Annotated in this window: 24 protein-coding genes and 1 tRNA gene; 7 read left to right on the top strand and 18 right to left on the bottom strand. The window is 70.2% G+C overall.

Annotated features, from left to right (window positions below; translation table 11 throughout):
- Window positions 1–138: 138 nt before the first annotated feature.
- From AB0K52_RS07780 to AB0K52_RS07750, 7 genes are all read right to left on the bottom strand, one after another.
- Window positions 139–945, bottom strand: a complete 807-nt coding sequence (locus AB0K52_RS07780; RefSeq protein WP_363527701.1) for an RNA methyltransferase — start codon at window positions 943–945, stop codon at window positions 139–141.
- A gap of 2 nt (window positions 946–947) precedes the next feature.
- Complete coding sequence (gene rplT, locus AB0K52_RS07775) at window positions 948–1,331, bottom strand: 50S ribosomal protein L20 (protein WP_208494137.1); 384 nt, start codon at window positions 1,329–1,331, stop codon at window positions 948–950.
- Window positions 1,332–1,382: 51 nt separating this feature from the next.
- Window positions 1,383–1,577 (bottom strand): 50S ribosomal protein L35, encoded by a 195-nt coding sequence (gene rpmI / locus AB0K52_RS07770; protein ID WP_208494136.1) that lies wholly within the window; start codon window positions 1,575–1,577, stop codon window positions 1,383–1,385.
- 82 nt (window positions 1,578–1,659) lie between these two features.
- Window positions 1,660–2,301: a translation initiation factor IF-3 gene (gene infC / locus AB0K52_RS07765; RefSeq protein WP_363528397.1), complete on the bottom strand. Its 642-nt coding sequence runs from the start codon at window positions 2,299–2,301 to the stop codon at window positions 1,660–1,662.
- Between the two features lie 337 nt (window positions 2,302–2,638).
- The gene (locus AB0K52_RS07760; protein WP_363527697.1) at window positions 2,639–3,106 is read right to left on the bottom strand and encodes a PH domain-containing protein; all 468 of its coding nucleotides are present in this window, start codon (window positions 3,104–3,106) and stop codon (window positions 2,639–2,641) included.
- A 32-nt stretch (window positions 3,107–3,138) separates the two neighbouring features.
- Complete coding sequence (locus AB0K52_RS07755) at window positions 3,139–3,534, bottom strand: hypothetical protein (protein ID WP_112140276.1); 396 nt, start codon at window positions 3,532–3,534, stop codon at window positions 3,139–3,141.
- Complete coding sequence (locus tag AB0K52_RS07750) at window positions 3,531–3,830, bottom strand: hypothetical protein (RefSeq protein ID WP_363527694.1); 300 nt, start codon at window positions 3,828–3,830, stop codon at window positions 3,531–3,533. Before AB0K52_RS07750 ends, AB0K52_RS07755 begins: the two co-directional genes overlap by 4 nt.
- Window positions 3,831–3,983: 153 nt before the next feature.
- Here AB0K52_RS07750 and AB0K52_RS07745 point away from each other — a divergent pair, with 153 nt between their 5' ends.
- From AB0K52_RS07745 to AB0K52_RS07720, 6 genes are all read left to right on the top strand, one after another.
- Window positions 3,984–5,462, top strand: coding sequence for an aminopeptidase P family protein (locus AB0K52_RS07745; RefSeq protein ID WP_363527691.1), 1,479 nt, complete (start codon window positions 3,984–3,986; stop codon window positions 5,460–5,462).
- Window positions 5,463–5,891: 429 nt separating this feature from the next.
- The gene (acnA, locus tag AB0K52_RS07740; protein ID WP_363528394.1) at window positions 5,892–8,612 is read left to right on the top strand and encodes an aconitate hydratase AcnA; all 2,721 of its coding nucleotides are present in this window, start codon (window positions 5,892–5,894) and stop codon (window positions 8,610–8,612) included.
- A 130-nt stretch (window positions 8,613–8,742) separates the two neighbouring features.
- On the top strand, window positions 8,743–9,162 hold the full coding sequence (locus AB0K52_RS07735) for a nucleotidyltransferase domain-containing protein (protein WP_363527688.1): 420 nt from the start codon (window positions 8,743–8,745) through the stop codon (window positions 9,160–9,162).
- On the top strand, window positions 9,159–9,584 hold the full coding sequence (locus AB0K52_RS07730; protein ID WP_363527685.1) for a HepT-like ribonuclease domain-containing protein: 426 nt from the start codon (window positions 9,159–9,161) through the stop codon (window positions 9,582–9,584). Before AB0K52_RS07735 ends, AB0K52_RS07730 begins: the two co-directional genes overlap by 4 nt.
- A 91-nt stretch (window positions 9,585–9,675) precedes the next feature.
- The gene (locus AB0K52_RS07725) at window positions 9,676–10,134 is read left to right on the top strand and encodes a DUF3291 domain-containing protein (protein WP_363527683.1); all 459 of its coding nucleotides are present in this window, start codon (window positions 9,676–9,678) and stop codon (window positions 10,132–10,134) included.
- A 50-nt stretch (window positions 10,135–10,184) separates the two neighbouring features.
- Window positions 10,185–11,270 carry an NAD(P)-binding domain-containing protein gene (locus AB0K52_RS07720; RefSeq protein WP_363527680.1) on the top strand — a complete coding sequence of 362 codons (1,086 nt, stop codon included), beginning with the start codon at window positions 10,185–10,187 and terminating at the stop codon, window positions 11,268–11,270.
- On the opposite strand, the gene AB0K52_RS07715 is transcribed toward AB0K52_RS07720, so the two are convergent.
- The 6 genes from AB0K52_RS07715 to AB0K52_RS07690 all read right to left on the bottom strand — a co-directional run bounded on the left by AB0K52_RS07715 (window position 11,206) and on the right by AB0K52_RS07690 (window position 17,582).
- Window positions 11,206–12,099: an endonuclease/exonuclease/phosphatase family protein gene (locus AB0K52_RS07715; RefSeq protein WP_363527677.1), complete on the bottom strand. Its 894-nt coding sequence runs from the start codon at window positions 12,097–12,099 to the stop codon at window positions 11,206–11,208. The genes AB0K52_RS07720 and AB0K52_RS07715 overlap by 65 nt on opposite strands.
- Window positions 12,100–12,139: 40 nt before the next feature.
- A complete protein-coding gene (locus tag AB0K52_RS07710; RefSeq protein WP_363527674.1) occupies window positions 12,140–13,063 on the bottom strand; it encodes an endonuclease/exonuclease/phosphatase family protein in 924 nt (307 codons plus the stop codon).
- Between the two features lie 213 nt (window positions 13,064–13,276).
- The gene (locus AB0K52_RS07705; protein WP_363527671.1) at window positions 13,277–14,692 is read right to left on the bottom strand and encodes an FAD-dependent monooxygenase; all 1,416 of its coding nucleotides are present in this window, start codon (window positions 14,690–14,692) and stop codon (window positions 13,277–13,279) included.
- Between the two features lie 126 nt (window positions 14,693–14,818).
- Window positions 14,819–15,421 carry a TetR family transcriptional regulator gene (locus tag AB0K52_RS07700; protein ID WP_363527668.1) on the bottom strand — a complete coding sequence of 201 codons (603 nt, stop codon included), beginning with the start codon at window positions 15,419–15,421 and terminating at the stop codon, window positions 14,819–14,821.
- Window positions 15,422–15,578: 157 nt separating this feature from the next.
- Window positions 15,579–16,745 carry a VLRF1 family aeRF1-type release factor gene (locus AB0K52_RS07695; protein ID WP_363527665.1) on the bottom strand — a complete coding sequence of 389 codons (1,167 nt, stop codon included), beginning with the start codon at window positions 16,743–16,745 and terminating at the stop codon, window positions 15,579–15,581.
- Window positions 16,746–16,838: 93 nt separating this feature from the next.
- Window positions 16,839–17,582, bottom strand: a complete 744-nt coding sequence (locus AB0K52_RS07690) for a DsbA family oxidoreductase (RefSeq protein WP_363527662.1) — start codon at window positions 17,580–17,582, stop codon at window positions 16,839–16,841.
- 130 nt (window positions 17,583–17,712) lie between these two features.
- Here AB0K52_RS07690 and AB0K52_RS07685 point away from each other — a divergent pair.
- A tRNA-Val gene (locus AB0K52_RS07685) sits at window positions 17,713–17,787 on the top strand.
- Between the two features lie 1,300 nt (window positions 17,788–19,087).
- Here the strand turns inward: AB0K52_RS07685 and AB0K52_RS07680 are convergent.
- The 5 genes from AB0K52_RS07680 to AB0K52_RS07660 all read right to left on the bottom strand — a co-directional run bounded on the left by AB0K52_RS07680 (window position 19,088) and on the right by AB0K52_RS07660 (window position 24,335).
- The gene (locus AB0K52_RS07680) at window positions 19,088–20,677 is read right to left on the bottom strand and encodes an SDR family oxidoreductase (protein WP_363527659.1); all 1,590 of its coding nucleotides are present in this window, start codon (window positions 20,675–20,677) and stop codon (window positions 19,088–19,090) included.
- A gap of 113 nt (window positions 20,678–20,790) precedes the next feature.
- Window positions 20,791–21,780, bottom strand: coding sequence for an LLM class flavin-dependent oxidoreductase (locus AB0K52_RS07675; RefSeq protein ID WP_363527656.1), 990 nt, complete (start codon window positions 21,778–21,780; stop codon window positions 20,791–20,793).
- Between the two features lie 14 nt (window positions 21,781–21,794).
- Window positions 21,795–22,088, bottom strand: coding sequence for a metalloregulator ArsR/SmtB family transcription factor (locus tag AB0K52_RS07670; protein ID WP_363527653.1), 294 nt, complete (start codon window positions 22,086–22,088; stop codon window positions 21,795–21,797).
- A 74-nt stretch (window positions 22,089–22,162) separates the two neighbouring features.
- Complete coding sequence (locus AB0K52_RS07665) at window positions 22,163–23,686, bottom strand: FAD-dependent oxidoreductase (protein WP_363527650.1); 1,524 nt, start codon at window positions 23,684–23,686, stop codon at window positions 22,163–22,165.
- A 28-nt stretch (window positions 23,687–23,714) separates the two neighbouring features.
- Window positions 23,715–24,335, bottom strand: coding sequence for a GyrI-like domain-containing protein (locus tag AB0K52_RS07660; protein WP_363527647.1), 621 nt, complete (start codon window positions 24,333–24,335; stop codon window positions 23,715–23,717).
- Window positions 24,336–24,356: the final 21 nt, after the last annotated feature.

Below are 24,356 nucleotides of genomic sequence, written 5' to 3'. Positions count from 1 at the left end.
TCGGCCGCAGCCCGCCAGAGAGGAAGTGGTCGACTAACGCCACAGCCCGCACCCGGCGGGCTGGATAAATTCGCGGTAGTCGATCGACATGCCACCAGTGTAACTTTCGCCGTGCGGCGGCGGCGCTCGCGACCGTGCTCATGACGCGCGCCGCTTCGCGGCGGCACTCGCGTACAGGCACACCCCGGCGGCGACGGCCAGGTTCAAGGACTCGGCCTTGCCCCAGATCGGGACGCCGACCTTGCGGTGCGCCAGTGCGGCGGTCTCGTCGTCGAGGCCGTGGGCCTCGGAGCCGAACAGCCACACGGTCGGCGCTTCGAGGTCGCCCGCGGCGTCGAGCGCGTACAGGTCGTCGCCGTCGGCGGCTGCGGCGAGGATCTGGGCGTGCGGGAACAGGTCGAGCGCGTCGCCGGTGTCGGCGGCGCGGACCACGGGCAGGTGGAAGAGGCTCCCGGCGGAGGAGCGCACGCACTTGCCGTTGTAGGGGTCGACCGAGTCGGTCCCGAAGACCACGCAGTCGGCTCCGGCCGCGTCGGCGGCGCGGAGCACCGTCCCGGCGTTGCCGGGGTCGGTGATGCCGTGCAGCACCGCGACCAGGGTCGCCGCTTCGGGGAGGCGCTGGTCGAGGAACCTGCAGACCGCGACGAGCCCTTGCGGGGTCACGGTCTCGGCCAGCGCGGCCAGGCCCGCGTCGGTGCACGGGTGCACGTGGGCGCCCGCGGCGACGGCGGCGTCGATCAGGTCCGAGTGGCGCTCGTCGGCGTCGAGGTCGTAGAACAGGTCCACGACCACGCCCGCGGCGACCGCTTCGCGGACGGCCTGGGGGCCTTCGGCGAGGAACCGCCCGGTCTTGTCGCGCTCGCGGCGGCGCTGCAGCTTGCGGGCATTGACAACCCGGGACGATCGCGCGGTGAGCGCGCCCGTCCCGGGTTCATCAAGATGCATCTTTACTGCTCGACCGGGGCGTTGACATCCTCGGGGAGGGCCTTGCGGGCGACCTCGACGAGGGCGGTGAACGCCGCCGCGTCGTTGACGGCCAGCTCGGCGAGGATCTTGCGGTCCACCTCGACCTCGGCGAGGGACAGGCCCTGCATGAAGCGGTTGTAGGTGATGCCGTTCGCGCGGGCGGCCGCGTTGATGCGGGTGATCCACAGCTTGCGGAACTCGCGCTTGCGGTTCTTGCGGTCGCGGTACGAGTAGGTGTACGAGTGGAGCAGCTGCTCCTTGGCCTTGCGGTACAGGCGCGAGCGCTGGCCGCGGTAACCCTTGGCCTCCTCGAGTACGACGCGGCGCTTCTTCTTGGCGTTCACCGAACGCTTGACGCGTGCCACAGTAAGTCTCCTTGCGTTTAAAGCGGATGGGAAGTCAAACGGAGTGCGGGCTTACTTGCCCAGCAGCTTCCGGACCTGCTTCTGGTCGGCGGGGGCGAGCTCGGTGCGGCCCTGCGCCTTGCGCTTGAAGCGACCGCTCTTGTGCTCCATGAGGTGGTTCTTGCCGGCGCTGCGGCGCATCAGCTTGCCGGAGCCGGTCACCTTGAACCGCTTCTTGGCACCGCTGTGGGTCTTCATCTTCGGCATCGTGCTTCTCCTCTGTGTTCAATGCCGGTCGGGGGCGGGCGCGCGCGGGCGCCCGCTTCCGGCCGGTGAGTGGTGCTCGGGGTCAGGCCTCGGGCGTCGTCTCGGCGGGCGTCTCCGCGGGCTGCTCCGAGGGAGCCGCCGCGGGCGCCTCCGGGGCCGCCGCTTCGGCCGGTTCGGCGTCGCCGCCGCGTCCGCCCTTGCGTCCGCCGCCGCTCTTGGCGATCTCGCCCTTGGGGCGGATCGGGGCGACGACCATGATCATGTTGCGGCCGTCCTGCTTGGCGGCCGATTCGATGATCGCGAGGTCGGCGAGCTCTTCCGCGAGCTTGTCCAGCAGGCGCCGGCCGAGCTCGGGGCGCGACTGCTCGCGACCGCGGAACATGATCGTGATCTTGACCTTGTCGCCGGCCGTGAGGAACCGCACGATGTGACCCTTTTTGGTCTCGTAGTCGTGCTTGTCGATCTTCGGCCGGAGCTTCATCTCTTTGATGACGGTCTGCTGCTGGTTGCGGCGCGAGGCACGGGCCTTCTGAGCGGACTCGTACTTGTACTTGCCGTAGTCCATGAGCTTGCAGACCGGCGGACGGGCGGTGGGTGCGACTTCGACCAGGTCCAGGTCGACGTCGGCGGCCAGTTGCAGGGCCTTGTCGATCGACACGATGCCGACCTGTTCCCCTGCCGGGCCGACCAGGCGCACTTCCTTGGTCCGAATCTGGTCGTTAATACGCAGATCGCTGATGGGGCCTCCTTGGTTCGCGATTCTCGCTGATGTCAACATCAGCGCCCCTGTGGCTGTTCCGGTCGTCGGGGCGGGAGCCCCGGCGGCTTGTCGTGCAAGCGTGACCCAGCACAGGCCTCACGCGTGTGAGGTCCCCAAAAGAAAAGACCCCGGCGTCAGCCAGGGTCCACTCCAAGGGCACGGCGATCTCGTCGCCGTACGTGACCCGTTCACCTGTCGGCTCCCCCTGAGGGGTCCCGGCTGCGGGTGGGAGCTGGACTCCGCTTGCGGCACCGCGCGCCATGCGAGATGGCCCGGTGCGATCGACACGCAATACTAGCACCTAGCTGCGGGACTGCTCCAAGAGCGCTCGCAGGTGTTTGATCGCCGCCACAGCGCGGGCCTTGTCGCTGACCTGGATCGCCATGATGGACATCTCGTCGTCGTCCGCGAGTTCCACGGTGGCCCAAGTCATCTTGTCCGTGAAGTTGAGGGCGGTGACGACCTGCCAGGGGAAGTAGCGCTTCGATGCGACATTGGTCACCTCGATGCCCTTCGCGTCGGCGCGGACGCGCAGGCGCAGGAAGCTGAGGGCGATGCCGGCGCCGATGACGCCGAGGCCGATCATGCCCGCCTGGTCGACCCAGGTGACGGCGCCGCCCTCGTAGGTCTGGCTGCCGAGCGTGAACGACAGGGCGGTGAAGCCGCCGAACGCGACGGCGGCGCCGATCCAGGCCCCGATGCGGGACTTGCGGGGCCGGTAGTCCAGTTGGCCGAGATCGCTCATGGTCTGCTCCTGTGCGGCGGTCACGTGCACCCCTCCATTGTCCGTCGGTCCTCGGCTCAAGGCAATTGGTCGATCTCGAGGCTCGAGTCGAATGCAAGCAGCGTCTTCGGCTCGCCCGTCACGATGGGCCAGCCGGGGCGGTTCAGGCCACACCACGCGACGTGCCCGGCGGCGATGTTCCCGTGCTGGCGCGAGCGCGAGAGCATGAGGCCGACGTCGCGGGCGGACTTCTGGTCGAGGTCCATCACGACGGTGACGGGCAGGCCGAGCAGGACGAGAAGGGCGTCGCGGTCGCGGCGGCGGGCCTGGGACCAGGCCTCGGCGAGGGCCCCGGAGGGGATCGCGAGGACCACGTTCTGCTCGAGGGCGGTGAAGACGACGGCCTGCGGGTAGGGCATGGAGGTCGCGAAACCGACGATGGCCGACACGTCCAGGATGCGGCCGCCGATCACGCTCTGCCCTCGCCGTCTCTGTCGTCGACGCCGAGGACTTCGCGGGCCCAGGCCAGGTGCTCGGCGCTGGGGGCGTGGCCCTTGCGCTCGAAGAGGTCCTGCAGCTCGGTGAGGGAGCGGTCGCGCTCGAGGCGCTCGGCCACGGCCGCGGCGACGTACTCGTCGACCGAGGAGGCCCGGCCGACCGCGACGAGGCGGCGGATCTGCTCGAGCTGGTCGGCGCCGAGCGTGACACCGGAACGCCCGGCCCCCGCCCCGGCGGGGGGATTGAGCGACGAATTGGCGCGATCGGTCACGATTTCCAGGGTAGCGGTGGCCGCGGCCTCGCTACTAGCCGCCGTCGGGGTCTCACCGCAGTAGTACGGTCGTGTTGAGGCACATCCACCTCACATTCGGCGAAGCTTGCGAACCGATCATCGGCGCAGCAGCACGGTTGGGAAGGACCTGTCATGGCTGAGAAGAAGTCCGGCGAGCGGCCCCACGACCCCAAGTTCCCCGAGAAGTTCCTGAACTTCATGCGAACGGGTTGGGGCGCGTCGGAACTCGACGTGGCCGAGACGGCGCAGGCGGCCTACACGGCCCGCCGCCGCGAGGCGGTCTCCGCGGCCTTCCCGGGCGAGACCGTCGTGGTCCCCACGGGCGCCGAGAAGACCCGCTCGAACGACACCTTCTTCCGCTTCCGCGCGGGCTCGGACTTCGCGTGGCTCACCGGCGACCTCGACCCCGAGGGCGTGCTCGTCCTGCACCCCAACGGCACGGCGGGCCACGACGCGGTGCTGTACCGCCGCCCGCGCAAGGGCACCGACTCCGACGAGTTCTTCCGCTCCGCGAAATACGGCGAGCTGTGGATCGGCCGCAAGCGGTCCCTCCAGGAGACGAGCATCGAGCTGGGCGTCGAGGTCCGCGACGTGGAGCGGCTCGAGAGCGAGTTGCAGGGCGTCGAGCGCGGCAAGGTGCGCGTGCTGCGCGGCTTCGACGCGGGCGTGGACGCGCTGTACGCGGCCGAGGAGCCGGGCAAGGACGCCGACGGGCGCCCGCAGCTGACCCGCGACGGCGAACTCGCCGCGGTGCTCTCGGAGCTGCGCCTGGTCAAGGACGCGTGGGAGCTCGAGCAGCTGCAGGACGCCATCGACATCACGGTGCGCGGCTTCGAGGACGTGGCGCGCATCCTGCCCTCGAACGGCTCGATCCCCGAGCGGACGCTGGAGGGCGTGTTCGGCCTGCGTTCGCGCCTCGAGGGCAACGGCCTCGGCTACGACTCGATCGTGGGCGCGGGCTCGCACGCCACGACGCTGCACTGGATCACCAACGACGGGCGCACCACCCCGGGCGAGCTGATCCTCATGGACATGGGCGTGGAGAACAACCACCTCTACACCGCGGACGTCACCCGGACGCTGCCGGTGAGCGGCGCGTTCACGCCGCTGCAGCGCGAGGTGTACGACATCGTGCACGCCTCGCAGCAGGCGGGCATGGACGTCATCAAGCCCGGCACCGAGTTCCAGGAGATCCACCAGACCTGCATGCGGGTCCTGGCCGAGGGCCTCAAGGGACTCGGGGTCCTGCCGGGCTCGGTCGACGAGGCCCTGGACAAGGACTCGCTCATCTACCGGCGCTGGACCCTGCACGGCTTCGGCCACATGCTCGGCCTCGACGTGCACGACTGCGCGAACTCCCGCCCCGAGCACTACTACCGGGGCGCGGTGCAGGAGGACTACGTGCTCACCGTGGAGCCGGGCCTGTACTTCCAGGCCAACGACGAGCTGGTCCCCGAGGAGCTGCGCGGGGTCGGCATCCGCATCGAGGACGACGTGCGGGTCACCGCCGAGGGGTGCGAGAACCTCTCGGCCGGGCTCCCGCGCGCGGCCGACGACGTCGAGTCCTGGCTCGGCGAGCAGCGCCAGGCCGGACCTCGCTTGGCGGTGTAAGGCCTGGTGGCGACGTGAATCACCGGGTCGGTGAAGACCTGGCGGGCACGGCGCGTATAGTCCGAATTAAGACTTATATCCACCGCACCGGGCCGGCGGCGGCGAGCATCACCGCACACCAACCGCGAACCGCCGCCGGCCTTCAAACCCCGCAGTGCGGCCCGGTCGCGGACCTCTTCGAAATCCCAAGCGCCGCAAGGCATCACGCCCTGGCCCTGCCGTGAGCCGATGCCGTGGAACCGTGTCGCGGCACCGGTTTAGGCTCGGCTAAGGACCCCTCGCCACGCACCGGGTGATACAGTTGGAACCGTTAAATAAGACGGACGTACTGTTTAGGAGCGGTCCACTCTCTGCGACCTCGGTTCCCTGGCCTTGAGGGTGCGGCAGACTGAGACCGATCTTCAGTTCTGAAACCAAGGAGCTCTCATGGTGAGCACGGACTCCTTCGGCGCCCGCGAGACGCTGCGGGTCGGCGAAAACGACTACGACATCTTCCGCATCGACAAGGTGGAAGGCCACGACCGCCTCCCCTACAGCCTCAAGGTCCTCCTCGAGAACCTGCTGCGCAACGAGGACGGCGCGGACATCACCGCCGACCACATCCGGGCGCTCGGCTCCTGGGACCCCAACGCCAAGCCCAACACCGAGATCCAGTTCACGCCCGCCCGCGTGATCATGCAGGACTTCACCGGCGTCCCCTGCGTCGTCGACCTCGCCACCATGCGCGAGGCCGTGCGCGACCTCGGCGGCGACCCGTCCAAGATCAACCCCCTCGCGCCCGCCGAGATGGTCATCGACCACTCCGTGATCGTCGACTTCTTCGGCCACCCGGACTCCTTCCAGCGCAACGTGGAGCGCGAGTACGAGCGCAACCGCGAGCGCTACCAGTTCCTGCGCTGGGGCCAGACCGCGTTCGACGAGTTCAAGGTCGTCCCGCCCGGCACCGGCATCGTCCACCAGGTCAACATCGAGCACCTGGCCCGCGTCGTCATGACCCGCGACGGCGTCGCCTACCCCGACACCTGCGTCGGCACCGACTCGCACACCACCATGGAGAACGGCATCGGCGTCCTCGGCTGGGGCGTCGGCGGCATCGAGGCCGAGGCCGCGATGCTCGGCCAGCCGATCTCCATGCTCATCCCGCGCGTCGTCGGCTTCAAGCTCTCCGGGGACCTCCCGGCCGGCACCACCGCCACCGACCTGGTCCTCACCATCACCGAGATGCTGCGCGACCACGGCGTCGTCGGCAAGTTCGTCGAGTTCTACGGCGAAGGCGTCGCCTCCGTGCCCGTCGCCGACCGCTCCACCCTCGGCAACATGGCCCCGGAGTTCGGCTCCACCTGCGGCATCTTCCCGATCGACGAGCGCACCGTCGACTACCTGCGCCTCACCGGCCGCAGCGAGGAGCAGATCGCCCTCGTCGAGGCCTACGCCAAGGCCCAGGGCATGTGGCACGACCCGGCCAAGGAGGCCCAGTACTCCGAGTACCTGGAGCTCGACCTCTCCACCGTCGTGCCCTCCATCGCCGGCCCCAAGCGCCCGCAGGACCGCATCCAGCTCGACCAGGCCGGGCACCAGTGGCGCCGCGACGTGGCCAACTACGTCACCGACGAGGCCGGCGTCGAGTCCTTCCCGGGCTCGGACGCGCCCGCCCAGTCCCCCAACGGGGACCGCCCGCACAACCCGCAGACCGTCAAGACCGAGGCCGGCGAGTTCGAGCTCGACCACGGCGCCGTCGTGATCGCCGCGATCACCTCGTGCACCAACACCTCCAACCCGTACGTCATGGTCGGTGCGGGCCTCCTCGCCAAGAACGCCGTCGAGGCGGGCCTGCTCTCCAAGCCGTGGGTCAAGACCTCCCTCGCGCCGGGCTCGCAGGTCGTCACGGGCTACCTCACCCGCGCCGGGCTCTCCCCATACCTCGACAAGCTCGGGTTCAACCTGGTCGGCTACGGCTGCACCACCTGCATCGGCAACTCCGGCCCGCTCCCCGAGGAGACCTCGGCCGCGGTCCAGGCCGGCGACCTCGCCGTCGCGGCGGTCCTCTCGGGCAACCGCAACTTCGAGGGCCGCATCAACCCCGACATCAAGATGAACTACCTGGCGTCCCCGCCGCTGGTCGTCGCGTACGCGCTCGCCGGCTCGATGGACCTCAACCTGACCTCGGACCCGATCGGCAAAGGCAAGGACGGCCAGGACGTCTACCTGCGCGACATCTGGCCCTCGGCCGAGGACATCCGCGAGGTCGTCGACGGCAACATCGGCCGCGACATGTTCCTCAAGGAGTACGCCTCCGTCTTCGACGGCGACGAGACCTGGCAGTCCCTGCCGATCCCGACCGGCAACACCTTCGAGTGGGACGACGCCTCGACCTACGTGCGCAAGGCCCCCTACTTCGACGGCATGCCGGCCACCCCGGCCCCCGTCGAGGACATCACGGGCGCCCGCGTCATGGCGAAGCTCGGGGACTCGGTGACGACCGACCACATCTCCCCCGCCGGCTCCATCAAGGCCGACTCGCCCGCCGGCGAGTACCTGAAGGCCCAGGGCGTCAGCCCGAAGGACTTCAACTCCTACGGCTCGCGCCGCGGCAACCACGAGGTCATGGTCCGCGGCACCTTCGCGAACATCCGCCTGCGCAACCAGCTCGCGCCGGGCACCGAGGGCGGCTGGACCCGCGACTTCACCCAGGCCGGCGGCCCGGTCGCGACCATCTACGACGCCTGCCAGAACTACGCCGCCGCGGGCACCCCGCTGGTCGTCTTCGCCGGCAAGGAGTACGGCACCGGCTCCAGCCGCGACTGGGCCGCGAAGGGCACCCGCCTGCTGGGCGTCAAGGCCGTCATCGCCGAGTCGTACGAGCGCATCCACCGCTCGAACCTCATCGGCATGGGCGTCCTGCCGCTCCAGTTCCCCGAGGGCGAGTCGCACCAGAGCCTCGGCCTGACCGGCGAGGAGACCGTCTCGATCGCGGGCGTCACCGCGATCAACGACGGCATCCCGGCCACGGTCACCGTGACCGCCGAGAGCCCCGACGGCACTGTCACGACCTTCGAGGCCGTGGTCCGCCTGGACACCCCGGGCGAGGCCGAGTACTACCGCAACGGCGGCATCCTCCAGTACGTCCTGCGCGGACTGCTGGCGGAGTAACCGCCACGAGCGAATGAGAGGGGCGGGCCGAGCGGCCCGCCCCTTTCCCCATGGCCGCGCAGACGCCTGCCCAGCGGTGCGGCAGAAATCCCGAGGCCCGGTAGCAGGACGGAACGGTATAGTTTCGGCGATGGACGAGCAGCGTCGCGCCTTTCGGCGGTTGAAGGGGATGGCCCGAAGCGGCCGCCTGCAGTCGCTGTGCGACGAGTTCGGTGTGGATCTGCTCGTCGGATTCGGCAGCGCGGTGCGCAAGACCGGCCGACCCGCCCATGATCTCGACCTCGCCTTCCGGTTGCGCCGCGGGAGGAGCGCGGACTTCCTCGGATTCATAGACACCCTCACGCAGGCTGTCGGCACCAGCGCCATCGACGTTATGAACCTTGACCAGGCCGCGCCTATCGCGCGCGAACAGGCCCTGGCATACGGCGAAGTCCTCTTCGAACGCCGTAACGGCGACTTCGCAAGGGAGCAGATGGCTGCGATCAACGCGCGCATGGACACCGAATGGGTCCGCGAACTCCAGCGGAGGCAGCTCACTCAATGGCAGTGAACCCCGACATCGTCCATGAGCGACTCGTGCTGATGCGAGAGATGCTGGAGGCCCTTGACTCGATCGGGCCGGTCACGCTCGAACGCCTCGAAAGCGACATCACCGTGCGCCTCGCAACGGAGCGAGTCTTCACTCAGCTTGTCGAACTGGCGGTGGCGATCAATAACCATCTGATCGCGCAAACCGGCAGCATCATCCCGAAGTCCTATCGCGAAACCTTCCCGAAGGTAGCCGAGATCGGCGCGGTGCCGGCCGACCTGGCCGCCGAGTTGGCACCGAGCGCGGGTCTACGGAATATCCTCATCCACGACTACGTCGCAGTGGATCGACGTCTCTTCGCCGAGGCGATTCCGACAGCGGCGGGCCTTTACAAGCGCTATGTCACTGCGATCGCCACTCACTTGAGCAAACTGGCGGATTAAGCACCGCCGGGGAGATCCAGTCGGCTGCAGTGTGACTTGAATCCGCTGCGGACGTTGACGTATGGCAGGGCGCGCTGGCAGGCTTCCTGATATGAGTGCGGAATACGAACTGGCGCAAGTGAACATCGGGCGGATGCGCGCGCCCCTCGACTCGCCGGTGATGAAGGACTTCATGGACGGCCTCGCGGAGGTCAACGCCGCCGCGGACGCCGCCGAGGGCTTCGTGTGGCGGCTCGTGGACGGCGAGGGCGACGGCTCCACCGGGTTCCGGTTCTGGGGCGACGAATGGCTCATCGTCAACATGTCCGTGTGGACCGGCCCCGAGGCGTTCCGCGAGTACGTGTACGGCCCCGCGCACCGGCCGTTCCTCCAGCGCCGCCGCGAGTGGTTCGAGCACCTCAAGGAGGCGGTCACCGCGCTGTGGTGGGTGCCCGCGGGCGAGCGGCCCACGGTGCAGGACGCCGAGAAGCGGCTCACCGTCCTGCGGGAGAAGGGGCCGAGCCCGGAGGCGTTCACGATGAGGGAGGTATTCCCGGCGCCGGAGGCGTGAAGGGGCTCACGCGGCGGAATCCCGCCCGTGCCGGAACCGTTCCACTAGAGGTGCAGCGCGAAGTCGAGGTAGTCGTGATCGGGGCCGGCCAGGCCGGCCTCTCCGCCGCCTACTTCCTGCGGCGGCACTTCGAGCCCGAGACCGGGTTCGTCGTGCTCGACCATGCCCCGCACGCGGGCGGCGCGTGGCAGTTCCGCTGGCCCACACTGACTTTCGAGACCGTGAACGGGGTGTACCGGCTGCCGGGCATGGACGTGCCCGAGCCCGACCCGTCCACCCCCGTCTCCGGTGTGATCGCGCAGTACTTCGCCGACTACGAGCGCGAGTTCGATCTGCGGGTCCGCCGGCCCGTCTCCGTCGCCTCGGTGCGCTCGCTTCCCGACAAGCGGCTGGAGGTCGTCACCGACCAGGGCACCTGGATCACCCGGGCGCTCGTCAACGCCACCGGCACCTGGGAGCGCCCGTTCTGGCCCCGCTACGCCGGGCAGGAGACCTTCGCCGGGCGGCAGCTGCACACCGCGCAGTACCGGGGGCCGTGGGAGTTCGAGGGCCGGCGCGTCGCCGTCGTCGGCGGCGGGATCTCGGCGATCCAGCACCTGATGGAGATCGCCCCGCTCGCCGCGTCCGCGCATTGGTTCACCCGGCGCGAACCGCGCTGGCGCTCAGGGGATTTCAATCCGGACCGGGGCCGCGAGGCGGTCGCGATGGTCGAGGAGCGGGTGCGGCGCGGGCTGCGGCCGCGGTCGGTCATCAGCGTCACGGGGGTGCCGCTGACGCCCGCGATCCGGGCCGCGCGCGAGTCGGGCGTGCTCGCCCGCTCGCCGATGTTCGACGCGATCACGCCTGAGGGCCTGCGCTGGGACGACGGCCGGTTCGTGCCGGTCGACACGATCTTGTGGGCGACCGGGTTCCGGGCGGCGCTCGACCACCTCGCGCCGTTGAGGCTGCGCGGTCCCGGCGGCGGGATCGTCATGGACGGCACCAGGGTCGCGGCCGATCCGCGCGTGCACCTGGTCGGCTACGGCCCCTCGGCCAGCACCGTGGGGGCGAACCGGGCCGGGCGGGCGGCGGTCAGCGAGATCCGGGAGTACCTGGGCGCGAGGCCCGCCGCGGCTCGCGCCGGGGCGCGAGTCTGAGCACTGCCTGGACCGGCCAGTGGTCGGAGGGGGTCAGGCCGCCTTCGGTGTAGGCGTTCACCCCGACCCGGTGGACCTCGACGCCGCAGTCCTCGCTCGGCCGGGCCAGGATCCAGTCCATGCGGGTCGGGCCTTCGACCGGTTCGGGCCGCCAGCGGTTGTACGTGGCCCAGTCGGGCGTCGCGCGCTCGGCCGCGGTCTCCCAGGTGTCCTCGAGGCCGCCGCCGGTGAGGGCGCGGTAGGTCGCGGAGTCGGGGCCGCAGTTGAAGTCCCCCGCGACGATCACCGGGTCGAGGAAGCGTTCGACGGTGCGCAGGAGGATGCCCGCGCCTTTGCGGCGGGCCTTCTCGGAGCGGTGGTCGAAGTGGTTGTCGACCACGTAGAAGCGGCGGCCGGTCACACGGTCCTCCAAGTGGACCCAGGTGAGCATGCGGATGGTGCCGCTGCCCCAGTTGCGCGAGCCGATCACGTTGGGGTGCTTGGAGAGCCAGAGGTGGTCGTATTCGAGCGGGGAGAGTCGGGCGGCGTCCCAGAGGATCGCGGTGGCCTCGCTGCGGGACCCCCCGCCGCGGCCGAGGTGGACCCAGTCGTAGCCGTCGAGGTCGTCGCGCAGTTCCAGGAGCTGGCGGAAGCGGCCTTCCTGGGTGCAGATGACGGAGGGGAGCTCGTTCTCGAGGACGGCCTTCACGAGAGGGCGGCGGCGCCACCAGGAGTGCGGGGCGCGGCCGGAGGCGGACTTGAGGTTGTAGGTCATGACGTGCAGCAGCGGCGGCTCGACGGGACCCAGGAGCGGGTGGCCCGGCGGGGCGGCGATCAGCGCGTCGTTCATGTCCTCAAAATATCCGCGCCGCCGCCGCCCCGCCGACCGTTTAGGGGAGCTCGATGAGCGCCTGCGCCGCCCAGTGGTCGGAGGGCGTGCGCCCGTCCTTGGTGTAGGTGTTCACGCCCGCCTTGAGCATCCGCACGTCGGGGGTGGTGAGGATCCAGTCGATGCGCCGCTCCTCCTCGCTGGGGACGGGGTTCCAGCCGTTCCAGGTGCCGTACACCGGTGTCACCTGCTCCTCGGCGGCGAGCATGGTGTCGACGAGTCCGCCGTCGGTGAGGATCGTGTAGGTCGGGGTGTCGGGGACCTGGTTGAAGTCGCCCGCGCAGACCACCGGGACGCCGGCCTCGACCCAGGGGGCGATGACGTCGAGGTTCATCTGCGCGCCCTGCTGGCGGGCGGGCTCGGACTCGTGGTCGAAGTGGTTGTTGACCGCGTAGAACTCCCGGCCGGTGCGCAGGTCGAGGAAGCGGACCCAGGTGAGCATGCGGACGACGTTGTTGCCCCAGTTCTTGGAGCCGATGAGCAGCGGGGTGTCCGAGAGCCACAGGTGGTCGTACTCGAGGGCCTTGAGGCGGCGGCGGTCCCAGAAGACGGCGGTGGCCTCGCTCTTGGAGCCGCCGAGGCGGCCGAGGTGGATCCAGTCGTGGTCCTTGAGGTCCTCGAGGATGTCCTGGTTCTGGCCGTAGAGACCCTCCTGTGTGAACAGGACGGTGGGGCGCTCGCGCCACAGGACGGTCTTGACGAGCGGGCGGCGCTCGTCCCAGGTGCGGGGCGAGGGGTCGCCGCCCTCGTACCGGAGGTTGAAGGTCATGAGGTGGAGCTGGTCGCCCCGGGCGGGGCCGATGAGGGTGGCGCCGAAGGACTCCTGGGCTTCGGCGGCGGTGGCGAGGGCGCCGGAGGCGACGGCGGCGGCGCCGACCGCGAGGCCCGCACCGAGGACATTCCGTCTACTGAGGATGGTGGTCATGGAACCTCTATATCTCAGGATGAAACCGGGTGGAAGGCAAGTCAACGACAAATGCCGCCTTCCGAACACCCTCAACCGGTGAACACGCGGTGAATGCCCCTCGGCCCCATGTGGAACGCCCGGCTCGTCCCGCCGCCCCCGACCGTCCTCAAGCGGCGGGCGCGGCGACGGCGGCGGGCCGGTGGCCCGCCGCCGTCGCGGTGGTGTTCGGTGTCAGCTCTTTCCGGCGTGCGATTCGAGGTAGGCGCGGATGGCGGTCGGGTCGTCCTCGCCCGCCCAGCCGATGTACCCGTCGGGCCGGATGACCTTGGCTTCGCCGTCCGGGGCGGCCGAGCGGGCGTCGGCGACGACGCCGGCCGCGTAGGACTCGGCGCTGTCGAGGACCACGAACTTGCCGCCGCGCAGGGCCTCGTAGAGGCGGGTGCCGTCGGCGAGGGCGATGTCGTTGGCGCGGTGGCCGACGAGCTGGTCCTCGCCCTTCTCGTGCGCGTAGTGGAACCCGACGCCGGAGATGACGCCCATCGCCTTGGCCTCGATGGGCTTGATGTGCATGGCCGCGCCGAACGCGAGTCCGCCGATGGCGGCCTTGACCTTCGAGCGCTCGGCGGCGAGGCGGATCATGGTGCCGCTGGAGCGGAGCACGGCCTTGCCCACGGGGTGGCGCTCGGAGTGGTAGGTGTCGAGCAGGGCCGCGTCGGCTCCTCTGAGGACGGCGGCGAGCTTCCAGGAGAGGTTCGCGGCGTCCTGGAGGCCGGTGTTCATGCCCTGGCCGCCGGCCGGGGAGTGGCAGTGGGCGGCGTCGCCGGCGAGGAAGACGTTGCCGTCGCGGTACGAGGGGACCTGGCGCTCGTCGGAGTGGAACCGCGAGATCCAGCGCGGGTCGTGCATGCCGAAGTCGGAGCCGAAGACGAGGCGGGTGGCCTTCTTGATCTCATCGAGGTCGATGGGGTCGTCGTCGTTCTTCTGCTCGGCGGAGTTCCAGGCGAAGATGCGCCAGTAGTCGTCGCCGAAGGAGGCGATGAAGCAGAAGGCGCCGTTGATGCCGTGGATGGCGGGGCTCTCGGCGGGCGGCTCGGCGAGCTTGACGTCCGCGAGCATGATCGACTGCAGGACCGCCTCGCCGGGGTAGGGCATGCCGATGGCCTCGCGGACGGCGGACTTCACGCCGTCCGCGCCCACGGCGTAGCGGGCGGTGTAGTCGCCGGCGTCGGTGCGGACGGTGACGCCTTCGGCGGACTGGTCGAGCCCGGTCACCTTGTGGTCGTACAGGATCGAGGCCCCGGCCTCCAGCGCCCGCTTGCGCAGGACCTCCTCCACGGTGTACTGCGGGGTCATGAGGAGGTAGGGGAAGCGGGTCTCGAGGTCGGAGAGGTTGAGGGTGACCCGGTTGAACAGGCGGATGCCCGGGAGCTTCGCGCCGCCGTAGGCGAGGAGCGCATCGGCGAGGCCGCGGGCGTCGAGCTCCTCCATGGTCCTGGCGTGGACGCCGAAGGCCCGGGAGAGGTTCGAGATCTTCTCGCCGCGTCCTTCGAGGACGATGACGTCGACGCCGGATTCGGCGAGGTCGCCCGCGAGCAGCAGACCGGTGGGTCCGGCTCCGACGACGATGACTTCGGCTTGCGTTGACATGCCGTACTCCTTCGATGGGGGTGTGGATCGAGACGATTAATTCATCACCTGATGAATTCACTGTAGCCGGAGCGGCGAACCAAGGGAAGCCCTTCGGCCCCAGTGTGATTCAGCAGACGGGAACGTTCAGGGAGTGCCGTGGGCGAAGCCGTGCTCGAGCAGGCGCAGCGCCTGGTCGAGGTGCGGGAAGGGCGGGCCGTCGAACCCCGAGAGGCACCAGTGCCGCATCGCGCCGATGGTGGCGCCGACGAAGGCGTGCACGAAGATCTCGGTCTCGGACCGGTCCCCCCGCGCCGAAGCGACGGCCGCGGCGATGGCGCGGGACTTCTCGTAGGAGTGGAGGATGAACGCGGCCTCGATCGCCGGAGTGGTGTACACCAGCGCCAGCCGCCGCCGGATGAGGTCGAGGTCGTCCTCCCCCATCGCCGCGAACCCGGCCGCGAAGATCGCGCGGAGCGCCCCGATCGGGTCCCCGTCGCCGAAGTAAGGGGTGAGCGGGCTCGACGGATGCTCGTCCGCCTCGTCCCAGATGACCAGCATCTCCTTGGTGCCGAAGTAGCGGTACACGGTGCGGGGCGAGGCGTCGGCGGCAGCGGCGACCGCTTCGATGGCCACCTGGTCGAACCCGTGCGCCTCGAAGAGGTCCAGGGCGGCCGCCTGGATGCGGTGCATCGCCGCGAGTTTCTTGCGCGCCTGGAGGTTCGGCGCCGCGCCGGAATCGGGGTCCATGGTGACAGCATATCGGCAGTCACTGCCAAATGGCAGTGACTGCCAAAAAAATATCCCCGGACACGGCTCAGGGCCGCGGGAGGTGAGCGACCCGCGGCCCTGGTTCGTACTGCCGAAGAAAGGTTAGCATAACCTAACTTGTCGGCTCAAGTGGTCGTCACCAGCGCAGGAACGCGCCGACCCCGCCCGCCGTCTCGTCGAGCCGGACGCCGTCGCTGAGGATCGACACCCTCGCGTCGGACGCCAGCGCCATCTCGATCATCGCCTCGCCGAGCTGGGCGTCCGCGATCGCCGCGGCGACCTCGGGCTCCCCCGGTGCGATCGAGTCGGCCAGGACCGTACCGTCGGGGATGCGGCGGCCGCTCCACACCGAGTCCCGTTCCATGACGAGCCGGTCCACCCGGGCGCCCTGGAGCGCGTCGATCACGGCTTCGGAGCCGGCGACCGTCTTGCGCGGGGACTCGTTGAAATCGGCGACCAACTGGGCGTCCCGGGCCGCCCGCGCCGCCGCGATCTCGGGCGCGAGGGCCTGCTGGACCTGCGCGGGCGTGGACTGGCTCAGCACCAGCTGGGAGGGCACGACCTGGGCCTTGAACCCGTTGTGCAGGGACTTGGTGGACGCCTCGACGAGTTCGGGCTCGCCGGAGATGACCAGCAGCTCCCAGCCGAATGTCGCCACGTGCTCCTCCAGGGTGGAGTGCGCGGCGGCGAGGAACTTCTGGAGGTGCTCGGCGATGCGGTAGTCGAACAGGTCGTGCTGGTTGTTCGCGCTGATGCCGTCGCGCCCGCCCCAGGCGCTGCGAGTGGCGCTGGGGCCCTTCATGACCCGCCATTCGGCGGTGTCGAGCTCGAAGTGGAGCCCCGAGACCTCCTCGCACTTGCCGAAGCGGCTGTCGAGCAGGCGCATCCCCTTGCCGTCGACGACGGCGATGCCGGTGGGGGAGCCCTCGGCCCAGGCCCCGAACATCGGGGCGATGTGGGAGCGGGGCGCGAGGGCGACCCGGTCGGTCAGCGGCGTCTGCATCTCGACGCGGTAGGTCTGGCCGCTGGCGAGGCCGACGAACAGCGCGCGGCCGATCCCGGGCGCGCCGGGGCGGACGAGCTGCTCGAGGTCGAGCTTCATCTCCTCGAGTCGGCGGCCGAGCCCGGAGCGGGTGCCGTTGTCGACGGATTCGAGCAGTTGCTTCAGGCCCTGGTCGAGCCGGGTCTTCCAGGGCGGCGTGGACCCTTCCTGCCGGGGGTCGGCGTTGACGTAGAGCGAGAGCACGCCGGTGTCGTCGCGCAGTTTCACCAGCCTGAGTTGCGTCTCGCGGTCCATCGGCATGGCTATCGCCTCCTCGATCGAGCGGAATTCGCCTCAGGATATTCCCGTAGGTGCCCGTACGTGAAGGTTTCGCCAGTTACGCCTGAGCCGGTCCTAGATCGCGCAGCCGTCCGGGCCGCACGCCTCGGCGTCCTCGGCCCCGGAGATCGTGGTGATCGCGGGTCGTTTCTCGCCCCAGGCCTTCTCGAGGACCTCGGCGAACAGCTCGGTGGGCTGGGCGCCGGAGACGCCGTACTTCTCGTCGACGACGAAGTAGGGGACGCCGGTGGCGCCGAGCGCGGCGGCCTCGGCCTCGTCGGCGCGCACGGCCTCGCGGTAGGCGTCGGGGTCGTCGAGCACGGCGACGACCTCGTCCTTGTCGAGCCCGGCCCCGACGGCCACGTCGATCACGCGCTGGCGGTCGAAGATCGAGGCCTCGTCGGCGAAGTTCGCGACGTAGAACGCCTGCCACGCCTGGGCCTCCAGGCCCCGCTCGGAGGCGAGGTGGAGGATCCGGTGGAGGTCGAAGGTGTTGCCGTGGTCGCGGCCCTCGGTCTGGTACTCCAGGCCTTCGGCCTTGGCGAGGTCGCCGAGGCGGAACTCGCCGGCCTGCGCCTGGGCGCGGCTCATGCCGTACTTCTTGACGAGCATGTCGACGACCGGGGCGGTGTCGCCCGGCTCGCGGTGCGGGTCGAGTTCGAAGGACCGGTGCCGGACCTCGACGTCGACCTTCCCCTCGAGCTGCTGCACGGCCTTGTCGAACCGGGCCTTGCCCACGTAGCACCACGGGCAGGCGATGTCGGACCAGATGTCCACGCGAAGTTTTTCCACGAACTCCCCAACAGTTGAAGCTTCCATTGAATTCCGGTCTGTGCCGCACGCCTCGTCCCGCGCCCACGATGCGGAACGCCTTGGCCACCCGGCACTCGCGCCCAAGTCCCCGTTCAGGTACCCTTTCTCAGGCTCGGCGCGCTTCCGCGCGCCCTCCGGGTGCTTAGCTCAGCGGTAGAGCACCTCGCTTACAACGAGGTGGTCACAGGTTCGATCCCTGTAGCACCCACCAGCACGAAGGCCCCCGGCGGAGCATCCGCCGAGGGCCGAGAAGAGCCAGATCAAGAGCCGATCGCCTGCTCAACTCGCATCGACGAATCCCTTCCCGAAGGCCTTGTCAAGGGCGCGCTGCGCGCGCCTGGCGCGCGCCGCTCGCCCGGGGCGTGCGGCCTCCGGCCGTTCCTCAGGCCGCGGCGCCAGCGAGGCAGACGAGATGAAGAATGGCCGGCACGGGCACGACTCGAGCCAGGTGAGGCGCAGGGGCGCCAAGGCAGCGACAGAGGGATCATGGGGAGCGTCGTGCACCTCGAACCAATGTCCGTCCTCATCGCGCTAGACTCCGGCTCCGTTCCAGTTGCGGCCGAATGAACGGCGTCCGGGTCCCGTGTGGTCGAGATCGTGGCGGTCGGCGGCACCACCGCAGGCGCGGATAGGACTACTATCCGCCGCAAGCGTCGGCTGCGGCAAGGTGCCGAGTCCGATGAGACCCGGCATGGAAAAGCATTCGATCACGGTTCACCAAGTCTGGCCTCCCTCGAGCCCCAAGGAGAGACGACGTCTCCACCATGGGCATGGTCGGTCGCTGTCGTAATGCGTTGCGAACGGATCGGGCAGTGTACGAGCAAGATACTGGGAATCGAGTCGTGCAACCTGCAGGCCCAGCTCTGAACGCTCACGCCCTTGAAGCTGTACAAGAACTGATTCGAGGACATCACGCGCGTGGCGTACATCGTCGAGTGAGCAACCGCGGCACGAACATTCGGCAGGTTTCGGGTAGCGTGTACGCCTGCCTGGCGGGGAGACGAACGCACGGTAGCGCCGCAACGCTCTCTTAGTCACGCCAGGAAAGAGGTAGTAGGCCCTGCTGGAGACCTCCACCAGGTGAATGGCGTTGGCGGTCCGGGCTGAGATCCCGTGAATCCGGACTGGTAGGACGCACCCGCGGGGGCGGGCAGTAGCCTGTTCAGCGCGCAAGGCGCTTGGCCGTCTACGCGGCATTGGCCTTTCGAAGGTCGGACATGGAGCTATCGTGCCATCCCGTCGTCATGACGCGGTTCCGGGCCTGGAGCGACTTGGCACCAAGAGCCGTTTCCAGAGCCGAAAGCAGCGGACAACAACAGCCAATAGCAGCCAGCAACTACCGACAACCACCGTCCTGAAATGGCTTCTAGCTGCGGGAATGCTTGCGAAATCGGACACTGCCGGACACGGGTTCTTGCTTACAGCAAGGTGGTCACAGGTTCGATCCCTGTAGCACCCACCTTGGAACGCTGCGCAGATGTCGGTCGGCATCCAGTGCGCTGCAAGGTATCTCAGGTGCTGGTGGGCGGCTTCGGGCCGCGCCACCGGCCGGTGCCCCTCGGCCGGGTCCATGCTCGGTCCTCCGTCTCGGCGATGGCGACGATGCGGCGGGCCATGCCGGAGAACACGAGTCCGTGGAAGGGCAGCACCGCGAACCAGTAGAGGCGTCCGGTGAGGCCGCGCGGGAAGAACACGGCGCGCTGGCGGTAGCGGGTGACCGCGCCGGGCTCGCAGGCGAGGTCGAGCCAGGCGAGGCCGGGGAGGCGCATCTCGGCCCGCAGTCGCAGGAGGCGGCCGGGTCGGCACACCTCGACGCGCCAGAAGTCGATGCTGTCGCCGACGCGCACCTGGGACCGGCTGCGGCGTCCCCGTTTGAGGCCCACGCCGCCGAAGGCGCGGTCGCCCCAGCCGCGGGCGGCCCACAGGAGCGGCGTGGAGTACCAGCCGTTCTCCCCGCCGATGCCGGCGATCACGCGCCAGAGCGCCTCGGGGCTCGCGGCGGTGTCGACGGAGCGTTCGTCCGTGTAGACCACGCGGCCGGCCCACTCGGGGTCGCCCGGCAGGGGGTCGCTCGGCGCGCGGGCCACGGTGGCGTCGACCCAGCTGGTCTCGACGCGGTCGACTTCGATCTGGCCGAGGGCGAGGCGCAGCGCGTCGTCGTAGCGGAGGAGACCGCCGGGCGGTGGCGGGATGAGGTCGTCGATGCGGTGGTCGCGCATCACGCAGTCGTGCTGGAGCGATTCGACGAGCGGGCGCGCCAGGTTGCGGGGCACCGGCGTCACGAGCCCGACCCAGTGCGAGGCCAGGCGCGGGGTGAGGACCGGGAGGGCGAGGATGCGGCGGGGCGGCAGGCCGGCGACGCGCGCGTAGCCGTTCATCATCTGGTCGTACCGCAGCACGTCGGGTCCGCCGATGTCGTAGGCCCCGTGCCCCTCCGTGCGCAGTGCGGCGAGGAGGTAGTGGAGGACGTCGCGGATGGCGATGGGCTGGATCCGGTTGCGGACCCAGCGCGGGGCGGTCATGACCGGGAGCACCTCGGTCAGGTGCCGGATCATCTCGAAGGAGGCCGAGCCCGATCCGATGACGACGCCGGCCTGGAGCACCAGCACCGGGACCCCGGACCGCTGCAGGATCTCGCCGACCTCGCGCCGCGACGCCAGGTGCGCCGAGAGCAGCCCGGTTTGCGGCGAGAGCCCGCCGAGGTAGACCACGCGTGCGACGCCGGCGGCCGCGGCGGCGCGGGCGACGTTGCGGGCGATGAGCCGGTCGCGCCGCTCGAAGTCGCGCCGGTCGGTCATCGAGTGGATGAGGTGGTACACGAACCGCGCGCCCGCCGCGGCCCGCCGCACCGCCGCCGGGTCGGCGGCGTCGCCGGCCGTCACCTCGACGTCGGCCGATGCGAGGCCGCGGGCCCGCTCCGGCCGCCTGGTGAGCACCCGCACCCGGTATCCGGCGTTCAGGAGCCGCGGCAGGAGCCGGCCGCCGATGTACCCGGTCGCTCCGAGCAGCAGCACCAGCGGGCGCGCCTCCCCGGCCTGCGAGGGCCTCCAGCGGTACTCGGGCTCGGCGCCGCTCGGCGCCGTCAGGTCCGCCCCGTCCATCCCGCTCTCCCGTCGTCGGCTCCTCACCGGGAGCCTAGGGCAGCGGAGGGCCGGACGCGGCCGGACGGGCGCCGTCCGGCCGGTTCAGGGGCCGCGCGGTCCGGCGTCCGCGTTCAGCGGATGAGGGCTTTCGCGGTGAGTTCGACCGAGCGGATGCGGTCGGGGACCTCTTGGGCGTAGTGGGCGGTGATGAGCTCGTCGGCGCGGACCTTCGCGGCGAAGTCCTCGAGGTAGGCGCGCACGTCCTCGGCGGTGCCGGTGGCGGTGTACTTGGTCATGGCGGTGAGCTGGCGGCCGCCGGAGGAGTGCAGGAAGGCGTCGATCTCGGCGTCGGTGTACTCGCGGCCCGGGCCGCCGCGGGAGATGAAAGCGCGGGCGCGGTTTCGGTAGGCGGTCTCGCGCTGGGCCTCGGCCTGCTCGCGGCTCTCGGCGGCGAAGACGTTCGCCCCGGCGATGACGTACGGGGCGGCGAGCTGCTCGGAGGGGCGGAACTCCTCGCGGTAGGCGGCGACGGCCTCGAAGAGGGCGTCGGGCGCGAAGTGCGAGGCGAACGCGTACGGCAGTCCGAGCCGGGCGGCGAGCTGCGCGCCGAACAGCGAGGAGCCCAGGAGGTAGAGGGGCACCTCGCCTTCGGGGACGGGCACGGACTGGACGCCCGGGATGCGCGACTCGCCCTTGAGGTAGGCCTGGAGTTCGAGCACGTCCTGCGGGAACGTGTCGGCGGAGGTCGCGTCGCGGCGGATGGCGCGCATGGTCTCGCGGTCGGTGCCCGGGGCGCGGCCGAGGCCGAGGTCGATGCGGCCGGGGAAGAGGGTCTCGAGGGTGCCGAACTGCTCGGCGATCACGAGCGGGGAGTGGTTGGGCAGCATGATGCCGCCCGCGCCGAGGCGGATGGTGTCGGTGTGCTCGGCGACGTGCCCGATGACGACGCTCGTGGCGCTGGAGGCGATGGTCGGCATGTTGTGGTGCTCGGCGTACCAAACCCGCGTGTAGCCGCTGCGTTCGGCGGCCCGGGCGAGTTCGACGCTCGCGGCGAGGCTCTCGCGCGCGGACCGGCCCGGCGCGATCGGCGCCAGGTCGAGGATCGACAGGGCTACGGCCATGTTCGGTGCCTTCCTTAGAGACTGCTGTGGAGGTCTGCGGTGAACGCGCGGATGCGCTCCTCGTCGCGGCGGTAGTAGATCCACTGGCCGCGCTTGGTGGCCTGGAGGAACCCGGCGCGCTGGAGGATCGCGAGGTGCGCCGAGACCGTGGAGGCCGAGGCGCCCGACTTCTGCTGGATGAGCCCGGCGCACACGCCGAGCCCGGCGGTGTCGCCGCACGGGAAGTTGGCCTCGGGATCCTTGAGCCAGTTGAGGATTCGCAGGCGCGTCTCGTTGGAGAGGGCCTTGCACTCGTCGAGCACGTCCACCGCCTTTCGGCATTTCGCTAATTGCCGAAACTATACCGCTCGGGCGCCGACGGCAAAATGAATCAGGTCACCGCTCAGTGGTGCGGGTGCGGCTCCAAGGGCTTCGTCGTGGGGCCTTGCAGGACGGCGCCGCTGGTGGCGTACCGCGAGCCGTGGCACGGGCACTCCCAGGTGCGCTCGGCGTCGTTGAAGCCCACGATGCAGCCCATATGCATGCAGGTGGCCGAGACGACGTGCAGGCCGCCGTCCTCGTCGCGGTAGACGGCCCGCAGCCCGCCGTCAAGGCGCATGACCGCGCCTTGGCCGGGCTCGAGCTCGTCCGGGTCGGACGGGGCGGCGTGCGGGAGGCGGTCGCCGAGGAAGTGGCCCACGACCTTGGCGCCCGAGGAGGCGAGGCGGCCGGCCTCCTTGAGGAGGTGGAACCGGCCCGGGCCGAACAGCTCGGCCCACGGCGGCGGCGAGCCCGCCATCGTGTCGGCGATGGTCCGCGCGGCGGCGACCCCGTTGGTCATCCCCCAGCCGCCGAAACCGCAGGCGACGTAGACGCCGTCCTCGCCGGACAGGGCGCCGACGAACGGCACGCGGTCGGTAGTCGTGAAATCCTGTGCGGCCCAGCGGTATTCGATCCCGCCGATGTCGAAGTGCTCGGTGGTCCAGGTGCTCAGGCGGTCGAGCCGCCCGGCGGTGTCGGGGTCGCCGGGCGTGAACTTCTCGCCGGTGACGATGAGGAGCCGCCGGTCCTCGCCGTACGGCGCGGTGCGCACCGAGCGGAGGTTGTCGTCGTTGGTGAGGTACATGCCGCCGGGGTCGGCGGACGCGGCGATCGGGGCGGCGACGACGAGCTCGCGGCGCGGCGTGAGGCGCGCGAAGAGCTTGACCCGGTCGATCACCGGGAACTGGGTGGCGATCACGACCTGGTCGCAGCGGACCTCGCCGCCGCCGGCGACGTCGAGGACGTGGACGCCGACCTTGGTCTCGAGGCCGGTCACGCGCGACCGCTCGAAGACCGCCGCGCCCTGCGCGGTCAGGTCCTGGGCGAGCGCGAGCAGGAAGCGGCGCGGGTGGAACTGCGCCTGGTCCTCGACCCGGACCGCGCCCGCGACGTCGAACGGCAGGCCGGTCTCGGTCGTGAACGAGGCGTCGAGGCCGGCGTCCCGGGCGGCCTCGGCCTCCTTGCGCAGTTGCTTGACGCCGTCCTCGGCACCAGTGAAGACGAACGAGGGCGCGCGCTCGAGCTCGCAGTCGATCCCCAGCTCCTCGGCGACGGCGGCCACATGCCCGATCGCGCCCGTCTGCGAGGCCGCGTACTGCCGGGCCGCCTCGGCCCCGAACGCGTCGCGCAGGTGCGCGTAGATGCTGCCGTGCTGCGCGCTGAGCTTGGCGGTGGTGTTGCCGGTGGTGCCCGAGACGATCCGGTCGGCCTCGATCACGGCGACCGAGCGGCCCGCGCGAGCGAGCTCCCAGGCCGTGCACAGGCCGGTGATGCCGCCGCCGACGACCGCCACCTCGACTTCGAGTGGGTCTTCGAGGGCCGGGTAGTGCGTCTCCTCGGTGGAGGCGATCCAGTAGGACTCAGGCATGACCAGCGGCGACTTCATGGCCAGGGGGTACCCCCGGACCGGCGGCTCACTCCACGCGCTTGACCGGCTGGCGCAGGATGGTCCTGAGCTTGGCGGGGGCGGTGCGGCGGGCGTCGCTGAGGTAGATCTCGTGGTGGTCGCCGTTGAAGGCGAGCTTGTTGTACGGCAGGTAGTGCTCGTGCAGGCGCTCGAGCACGGGCGTCTCGGAGTCGTAGGAGCCGATGTGCAGGGTCTGGACGGACAGGCCCTCGGTGAAGGCCACGAACCGCAGCCCGTCGAAGGCCGGGTTGGGGTGCTTCGCGGCGGCCTCGCCCGCGGCGGCCACGACCATCTCCTCGGTGATCCACTCCGGCTGGCTGATCATCATGGTCCACTCCCACGCGCCCTTGTCGCGGGTGAGGAACACGGCCGGATCGTCGGCGCGCCACAGCCCTTCCATGGGGGCGACCACGAAGTCCCGTTTGAGGGTGTTCTTGCTCGCGAACTTGAGGGTGTACGCCGTCCCGTACAGGGCCGCGACGGCGTCCGCGTAGGCGTCGGCGGTGTTCGGGTCGCCCTTGCCGTCGACCGCCAGGTACCGGAACTCGGGCACCTCCACGACCGCGAACGCGTTGCGCGGCGGCGAGTACAGCTGCTTGTAGGCCTTCTTGACGTCGTACTTCTCCATGCCCGCAGTGTCGCATCCGGG

Source organism: Glycomyces sp. NPDC049804, from assembly GCF_040674615.1.
GTDB lineage: Bacteria > Actinomycetota > Actinomycetes > Mycobacteriales > Micromonosporaceae > Glycomyces > Glycomyces niveus.
This window is presented reverse-complemented; position numbering and strand designations above follow the sequence as displayed.